The sequence below is a fragment of the Protofrankia sp. Cr2 genome, from assembly GCF_963555885.1.
Taxonomy (GTDB): Bacteria; Actinomycetota; Actinomycetes; order Frankiales; family Frankiaceae; genus Protofrankia.
This window is the reverse complement of the sequence record NZ_CAUVXG010000085.1, coordinates 8,318-16,960: the sequence shown is the minus strand read 5'-3', so window position 1 is coordinate 16,960 and position 8,643 is coordinate 8,318. Positions and strand designations below refer to the sequence as shown.

General features: G+C 69.0%; 4 protein-coding genes. 2 read left to right on the top strand and 2 right to left on the bottom strand.

Annotation, left to right across the window (positions count from 1 at the left end; translation table 11 throughout):
* Positions 1 to 368: 368 nt before the first annotated feature.
* Positions 369 to 3,038, bottom strand: coding sequence for a cutinase family protein (locus U9978_RS22835; RefSeq protein ID WP_322763201.1), 2,670 nt, complete (start codon positions 3,036 to 3,038; stop codon positions 369 to 371).
* Between the two features lie 179 nt (positions 3,039 to 3,217).
* Between U9978_RS22835 and U9978_RS22830 the strand changes: the two genes are divergently transcribed.
* Complete coding sequence (locus U9978_RS22830) at positions 3,218 to 3,622, top strand: hypothetical protein (RefSeq protein WP_322763200.1); 405 nt, start codon at positions 3,218 to 3,220, stop codon at positions 3,620 to 3,622.
* A gap of 46 nt (positions 3,623 to 3,668) precedes the next feature.
* Here U9978_RS22830 and U9978_RS22825 read toward each other — a convergent pair whose 3' ends face one another.
* Positions 3,669 to 5,222: an MFS transporter gene (locus tag U9978_RS22825; protein WP_322763199.1), complete on the bottom strand. Its 1,554-nt coding sequence runs from the start codon at positions 5,220 to 5,222 to the stop codon at positions 3,669 to 3,671.
* A gap of 334 nt (positions 5,223 to 5,556) precedes the next feature.
* Between U9978_RS22825 and U9978_RS22820 the strand changes: the two genes are divergently transcribed.
* Positions 5,557 to 8,643: AAA family ATPase (locus tag U9978_RS22820; RefSeq protein ID WP_322763198.1), on the top strand; the 3,087-nt coding region annotated here is incomplete at its 3' end.

The following is an 8,643-nucleotide window of genomic DNA, read 5'->3' as shown; positions in this document are numbered from 1 at the left end:
ATTTAGAGCGACCGGCAATAGGGATGCGGCGTCGCGGGGCCGGGGTCCGCACCTCGCCGCGTTGTCGTCGGTCGACACCCAACACCAGGGTGCCTCCCTCCTCCGCCTTGCGATCTACGCACCCCGGCCCCGCTCCTTGATCCACGCCCCTATTGCCGGGCGCTCTTAACGGGGTCGGGTAGCTCCGACGCGACGACCACCGCCCGGCAAGACCCACCCCCAGCACCGACACCAGCCCCAGAAACCGCCTTGTCCTGGCCGCCGTCCTTGATGGCGAGGATGCGGCAGTGTTCGCGAGTGTCTCCATGGGTGGTGGCGGCGCCGTGAACACCGCCACCACCAGGGAGATCAGATTCTTCTTCTGGCGGTCAGGAGCCGGAGCCGCACCGCGCGGTGATGGGCGCGGATGCGCCCGAGCTCTTCACCGTGATGGTGGAGGCGATGACGCCACACTCGAAGACGGTCGCCGAGCCGGTGACCCGGACGCTGCCGAACGGTGCGTAGGCCGTGCCGCGTAGGGACACACCGGATGCCGCGATGACGATGGCGTCTGGTGAACGGGCGGCACTGATCAAGGAGGGCGAGCCAGGGGTGTCCGGTCCGATCTGGGTGTTGGTGGCCGTGATCCGGATGGTTCCCTCAGCGGCGATCGTGGCGTTCAGTCGCTGCCTGTTTCCGTTGATCACCACCGCGCACGGGACGTAGACGACCCCGGACAGGCTCGCCAGGTTGGTCGGTGTCCAGACACCCCTGACGCACGCCGTGGCGTCGATCGCCCGATATGCCACGCCGGAGCCGGCCACCGGCCCGTCGGGACGGTAGTCGGCGATGTTCGGCACTGGCGGGGTACCGAGCCCGGCGGCGACGGTCGTTGGAGACGGGGTTGCCTTGGTCCCGGTGGGTGGGGTGGCGGTGAAAATGGTGACGTACTCGGTGCCACCGCGCAGGGTGATACCGGTGCCGATGATCCGGATGCCTCCCTCGCTGTGGATCCGACCGCCGGCGCTGAATCCACTGCCGGCGATGTCGATGGCGGTCGCGGTAGTCGAGGTCGCCCACAGCGACGGGACGGTTGGGGGTGCGGTCGAGCCTGTCGGGGTGGCCGTCACAGGGCCGGCTGCGGTCGACTCGCCCGCCGGGTTGCCCGCCGTCACCCGGTACGTCTGTGGGGTTCCATTAACGAGCGCCTGATCAATCCAGGTAACGGCTGTCGCCCCGGTTGCCGCCGAGATCCGGTCGATGACGTGTCCGGCTCCGTCGTAGACGGTGTACCAGGTGGTCGAACCGCCGCCGCCGTCGGTCCAGGCGAGAGTAACTCGGCCGTCGGCCGGCGTCGCCGTGAGGGACCGCGGTGTCGTCGGGGGTCGCGGCGGGTCGGTGACCGTCACAGTCGCAGTGTCAACGCCGCTCAGCCCAAGCGCGGAGCGTGCCCGCATCACGATCGAGTAACTTTCCGCAGCCGGGAACACATGTTCGGTGACAGGGGATGGCGTGGTGGCGTCGTAGGTGCCGTCACCGTCGAAGTCCCAGTCGTAGGCGACGATCTGGGTCGACTCGTCCCGGCTGCCCCCACCGGACAGGGCGATCGGCTCGCCGGCGATCCCGGTGTAAGGGCCACCGGCCTTGGCGACCGGCGCGGAGCCTGCGGCGACGATGGTCGAACGCAGGGTGTCGACGAACTCCTGGGTGGTCGACGCCAGCGAGAACTTGCCGTCGGTCGCGGTCGCGAGCGCGGTGAGGAAGGACGTGGTCGTCGATGACGAGGACGTGGCCACTGTGTAAACCTGAGCCGGATCGACGGCCAGCGCGCGGGCACGGACCTGGTCGAGGGTGTAGCCGGTGCCCGGCTCGGGGTCTTTGCCGGGGGCGTCGCCGATGGCGATGACGACCTTGCGGACGCCGGCGCGCCAGGGCATGTTGAGCGCGGTCATCACACCGGAGTAGACGCTTTCCGGGATGTCGCCTCCGCCCGATGCGTTGAGCGTGGCAGCCGCGGTGGAGAAACTCGCGGCGCTGGTGGTGAAGGGCAGGTCTACCCGCGCGCGGTACGGGTCGCCCTGCTCGGGGCCGTCCTTGTAGTCGACGAGCGCGAACCGGTAGTCGCTGCTGGTAGAGGCGATGGACTGGGTGAGAGCGGTGACGTTGTCGCGGACCTGGCCGATGACGCCACCCATGGAGCCGGTGGTGTCGATCGTGAAGATCAGATCCAGCGGGACGGACCCGGTTCGCGGGGTTGGCGCGCCCACGACGCGGGCGAGCTGGCGGGCGGCGTCGGCCGCGTCGCCGCTGGAGTCGTATTCGCTGTGTGGGCCGAAACCCTGGAACCAGGGGATGTCCCGGTAGTACAGGTCTCCGTCGCCGATGATGTGGGTTCGCTTCGAGATTCCGCAGATCGGGTCGTGCGGGCGGCAGTAGGAGAAAATCTTGCCGCTCATGTCCGCGGGCCATTCGTCCCGGACGCCGAGAAGACCGTAGTGGTCGGCGTCGGTGGCCCTCGACGAGGCTGAGCGGGCGTTGAAATACGGGTCACCGAAGAACGCTGCCGCCGCGACCGACGCCCGTTCCTGCGCCGTCATGCTCTGCAGGGCGTCGCCGACCGCCTGCGCGCCCTGCGAATAGCCGGTAAGGATGAAACGGGTGGTATCACCGCATACCCGGCGGCGGTCGCGGATATGGGCAAGGGTGTCCGCAGTGCCGGCACGGACTGAGTCGGTGTAGGACCCCAAAGGCTTTATATGGAGGAAGGCGCCCGTGCCGTTTACGTATTCGCCGAACGAACCGGCGATGCCGACGGATGGATAGTGTACGCCGTAGGCGCTGATCTGATCGCGGCCGACGAGGCCCGCGAGCTGGTCGTAAACGGAGTACAGCAGCGGGCCCATCCCATACTGGTTACCCGCGCTGTAGTCCCCGCCGTCCCCTTGCGGAGACTGGCCGGAACCACGGCCTCCGACGAACTCGAACCGAGGGCATTCGGTTGCGGCACGGGCGGCATTCGTCATCACAAACAGGGGTGCCAGCACAATGAAAACAACCACCGCCGACATCGCACACAACAGACGTCGGAAAATACGCGCGCCTAACATAGATCAAGACCCCCCCGTGAAAATTTCGGTCAAGGACGCGCAGGATACGGAACCCACCGGGCACGAGTCACGGCGGGGGTGGATAGTAGGTACCTGTCGTCGCAGATCGCTATCCGCCACGAGGAATGCGCATGATCATTTCGAGCGTCTCGCCCAGGCGACTTCTCGGCGTCGCATTGTTGATCGCCGCACTGAGCCTTGCCGGATGTGGCCGATCCGGAGCGGCCTTCCGGCCGATCGACGCGGCAGTAGGCGAAATTGAACCGGCCGGCATCGGCAATGTCATCGCTGACGTGCGCTCCGGCGGGCGGCCGCTGTCCCAACCCGCGACGCGGAGAGTCACGCTACGGGCCGTGGGTGAAACGGCCGATCTGGAGGAGCGAGCGACCGTACGGCTGCGGGGCGCCGGGTTCACCCAGACTGGCCCTACCGGATGGTCGCGGGGGACAGGCGCCAACTACGTCCGGGTATTCGTCAACCTGGTGACGAGCGAGGGCGCCGACACGTTGGTTCTCACCTTCACCCGGAGCACCTGACGCGCAGACCACTTAGCGCCCCAGTGGCCCCGTGTAGACGTCCAGGTCACCGTCCGGACCGAGGCTGTGGAGCTCCACCTGGGGCGTCCGGCCGTCGAGCGTGGGGAGTAGAGGGGTAGGGGAGCAGGGGATGTGGAGGCGTAGCGGAGCAGAGGTGGGCTGCGATGCAGCCGACGACGGCGAGCGCCGCACCGAGCAGGTATGCGGCGACGAACGGCCCGGCACGCACGGAGTCCGCGACGATCGCCGACAGCAGGCTCATGCCCGTCACGGCGCCGATCTGGATCGCGGTCTGCTGCAACGAGATCGACAGCCCGAAGCTGTCGGCCGGCGCCGCGCTGCCTGCGATGACCAGCAGTGGTGGCTGCGCGTGCCCGAAAGCCAGCCCGCTCGCCATCAACCCGACGATGACCATCCACAAGGTGGTGAGTTGCGTGCCCACCGCCAGGAGACCGAGGGCGAGCACATAGGCGGCGGCGCCTGCGACGGCGAGCCGGCGTGGTCCCAAGCGGCTTCCCAGCCGACTCGCGGACGGCGCTGACAGCGAGATGGACAGTGTGCGGGCCATCGTCACGAGCGACGTCACCGCGACGGACAACCCGAAGACCCCCTCCAGGAGAAGCGGCGTCACGATGAAGTTGCCCAGGTGCGCCGCACCGATCATGAATGAGGCGATCCCGGAGGCACGGATGTCGCGTTCGGCGAGCAGTTGGAGGGGAAGCACCGGTACGGCGGCCCGCCGTTCTGTCCACACCAGGATCCACGCCAGCACCGGGACCGCCGCAAGCAGCCCGATGACCACCGGGCGTACGCCCCAGGCGGCCGCCCGGTTGACGCCGAAGGTAAGCGCGAACGCGGTGAGGGCAAGCACGACGCAGCCGGCCCGGTCCAACGACAGATGGGCGTTCCCCCGGTCGGCCGGCAACAGCCTGATTGCTGCCACGAGCGCGAGTAGGGCCAGGCATGCCTGGATCGCGAACAACGGACGCCAGCCGATCGATGAGATGATCAGGCCGCCGATGGCCAGTCCGCTGACCGAGGCACCCGCCAGCACACCGGACGCCCATGCCGAGGGACGGATCCGTTCGGCGGGCGGGAAGATTTCGAAGAGGATCGCGAACGATGCGGGGATCGTCGCCGCGCCGGCAAGCTGCGCCGCCGTCCGAAAGGTGATCAACGAGAGGGCGTTCCAGGCCAGAGCCGACAGGACCGAGAAGACAATGGCCAGGGCTATACCGATGAGAAAGATCCGGCGGTGACCGCGGATGTCGCCGACCCGCCCGAGGATCGGCATCGCGATCGCCTGCGCCAGCATTCCGCCCGTCACCGCCCAGGTGACCACACCGGCGGTGCTGTGAAGGTCGGTGGCGACCGTGCGGACCGACACGGTGAGGACGGTGGCCGTGAAGGTGGTCGAGAACATCCCGACCAGGCACGTCAGGACCACCATGCCGGCAGTGGCGTCCGCAGACCCCTGCGTGCGCAGCGATCTGACGGGAGTGATGATCTGGTGGGAGTCCGGGTGCGGTGAGCCGGCTGAGGAGATGTCCGGCCGGCCGGCATCGGACCCGGCGACGGGCGCGTCGGGATCAGCCGTCATGACGGGTGTGGTGCCGCGACCGGGTCTCCTGGATCACAAGTCATCTCCCCCGGGCTGACCGGCGCCGCCATTCTGATCATCGGTCCCAGGCATGGGCACGTGCAACCGATCTCACGGCTACCGTGGCAAGGCCCCGCTCCTCGACCCACGCCCCTATTGCCGGGCGCTCTTAAAAGGCCAGGCCAACGCCGGTGGCAGCGAGGTCTGGCACCTCACACCGACAAGTCCCAGCTCGCACCCCCGGACGAGTTTCGGGCACCCACAGGGCAGATGCGTATGATCGAGAACGACGTCGTGTTAGCCGGGTGTGCGCTGGTTCGGGGGGTTGTCGTACATGGCACACGTTCTTCTCAGCTTTGCCCGCAGCGACGCGGACCTCGCCGAGCGGGTGGGGCGGTGGCTCTCCGCCGAGAGACACACCGTGCTGTTCCAGAGCGACCTCGATGCCAGCGGCCCCGGTGTCAGCGATGCCGACACCGGGGTCGAGGCGGTGCACCAGGCTGACCTTTTATTTTGCATAGTCTCGCCACGCTTCGCAGCTTCGTCCCGGTGCATGGCGGTGGCCGGGATGGCAGCGTGGGCGGGGGTCGGGGTGTTCGTGCTGCGCACCGGCGCGGGCGAGGCCCCACTGCCACCGTGGCCGTTGACCGGCACGATCGATCCCGACGGTGAGGTAGTTGACGAGCTCGCCGGCGACTCGGACGACCCCGATGGCCGGGAGGCGCTGCGCGAGCAGATCGTCGCAGGCATACGGCGTTGGGATGTCAGCGGCCGGTGGACGCGGGACGACCCGCCGTACCCGGGGCTACGTCCCTTTGACACGGGCATGGCCCAGGTCTTCTTCGGCCGGGACGAGGACAGCCGGAGGCTCATCGAGCGGCTCCGTGCCCCGGCCGGCCCGGCTGGAGCGGGCCTGACTCTCGTCGTCGGGCCGTCGGGTAGTGGGAAGTCGTCGCTGGTCCGGGCTGGCGTGATGCCGCTGTTACAGGCCGATCCGGCATGGCTGGTGTGCCCACCGCTGACCCCCGGCGTCGACCCGGGCACGGCGCTTGGCCAGGTGCTCACGCACGTGGCCCGCACCCGGGACGGCGCGTGGACGCGGGACGGCATCGAGAGGGCACTTAACGAGCCTGACGGTCTGGCTCGCCTCGCGAAACAGCTGTTAGCCGGGGGGACGGAGCAGCGCATGCTGCTGGTTCTCGATCAAATCGAGGAGCTGTTCACCCGTACGTCGCCCTCGGCGCGGGAGAAGTTCCTCGCGCTACTCGCGGCGGCGGCCTCGGGGCCGGTCCAGGCGGTCGCGACCCTGCGCTCGGAGTTCCTCGACGACATGCTCACCGCGGCCGGTGAGGCCGAGCTGCCGGTAGGCACGTTCACGCTTACTGCGCTGCGGCCGGAGGCGCTGCGGGCGGTGGTGACCGGGCCGGCGCGGCTGGCTGGCGTCCGGGTGGACGAACCGCTGGTGGACCGGCTCGTGGCCGACGCCGGCAGCGGGCAGGCATTGCCGCTACTCGCGTTCGTGCTGGAGCAGCTTGCCCGGGGCGTCCGCGATGGCGGCGAGCTGTCCGAGGAACGCTACGAGGAGCTCGGCGGGGTGTCCGGGGCCTTGGCCGCCCAGGCGGATGCGGCCTTGGCTGCAGCGCAGACACGGACCGGCCGAAGCCGCGCCGATGTGCTGGCAGGGTTGCTTCGCCTGGTCACCGTCGACGACGCCGGCAACACCACCCGGCGCAGCGTCGGGCTCGATAGCCTGCCCGAGGCGGTACGCATCGAGCTGGGCGAGTTCGTTGATCGCCGCCTGCTCACCACCGATGACAGCGCCGACGGACCGGTGGTCGCCGTCGCCCACGAGCGGGTGCTGACCGCTTGGCCGCCGCTGGCCGAGGCCATCGGCCGGGAGAACGACGTGTTACGGCTGCGCCGCACCGCTGAGGCGGCTGCCGCCGAATGGGAACGCCGCGGTCGGCCGGCCGATCACCTCTGGCCGCTCGGCCGAGCCACGGCCGCCCGTGAAACCTTGAAAGCCACCGATCTCATCTCCAATGTGAGAGCGTTCCTGGCAACGAGTACGTCACAGGGACGCCGCCGGCGGCAACAGTACATAGCCCTGCTTGCGGTGTTGTCGGTCACGGTGATCGGTGTTGCTTTCGCTTTGGTCCAGGCGCAGGTGGCTTCCCGTGAGCGAGACAGAGCTGAAGCCGCGCGGCGGCAAGCCGTCGCTGGTCAACTATTGGCCCGGGCCTATGGCGCGCGGAACTCTGACCCGGGGGCTGCCTTCCGGTTGGCGGCGGTTGCCGAGACGGTGCTGCCGGGTTCAGGTCCGGAGGCCGCACTGATGGACCTTCTGGTCAACAGCGGCGTGGACGCCAGCCTCAGCGGGCACAGCGGCCCGGTGTGGTCGGTGGCGTTCTCCCCGGACGGGCACACCCTGGCCACCGGTAGTGCCGACCAGACCGTGCTGCTGTGGGACCTGACCGACCGCACCACTCCCCGCCGGCTCGGCGCCCCCCTGACCAGCCGCAACGGCCCAGTGGAGTCGATGGCGTTCGCCCCGGACGGGCACACCCTGGCTACCGGCAACTCCGACGGCGCCGTGGTTCTGTGGGATGTGTCCGACCGCGCCGCTCCCCGTCGGCTCGGCGACCCCCTCACCGGCGGCGAAGATTCGGTGGGATCGCTGGCGTTCTCCCCGGACGGCAAGACCCTGGCCACCGGCCGTGACAACCGCACGGTGGTGCTGTGGGATGTATCCAACCGGGCCGCTCCCCGTCGGCTCGGCGACCCCCTCACCGGCTACAACGATTCGGTGGCGTCGGTGGCGTTCTCGCCGGACGGGCGCACCCTGGCCACCGGCAGCGACGACCGCACGGTGGTGCTGTGGGATGTATCGAACCCGGCGGCCCCCCGTCGGCTCGGCGACCCCCTCACCAGCCACCACAGTTCGGTGTGGTCGGTGGTGTTCTCCCCGGACGGGCGCACCCTGGCCACCGGCAGCGACGACCAGACCGTGCTGCTGTGGGATGTATCCGACCCGGCTGCCCCTCGTCGGCTCGGCAGCCCCCTGGCCAGCCGCAACGGTCCGGTGCTGTCGGTGGCGTTCTCCCCGGACGGTAACACTCTGGCCACCAGCAGTTCCGACGGCACCGTAGCGCTGTGGGATGTGTCCAACCGGGCTGCTCCCCGTCAGTTCGGCGGCTCCCTCACCGGCCACAACGATCCGGTGCGGTCAGTAGCATTTTCGCCGGATGGGCATACCCTTGCTACTGGCAGCGACGACCAGACGGTGGTGTTGTGGGATGTATCGAACCCGGCTGCTCCCCGTCAGCTCGGCGACCCGCTCACCAGCCACAAAGATCCGGTGCGGTCAGTAGCATTCTCGCCGGACGGGCACACCCTGGCCACCGGCAGCGACGACCGCACT

What these genes read in the sequence shown, in the direction of transcription:
- U9978_RS22830 (WP_322763200.1), top strand. Translation starts at nt 3,218, where the DNA reads ATGATCATTTCGAGCGTCTCGCCCAGGCGACTTCTCGGCGTCGCATTG.
- U9978_RS22825 (WP_322763199.1), bottom strand. Translation starts at nt 5,222, where the DNA reads ATGACGGCTGATCCCGACGCGCCCGTCGCCGGGTCCGATGCCGGCCGG.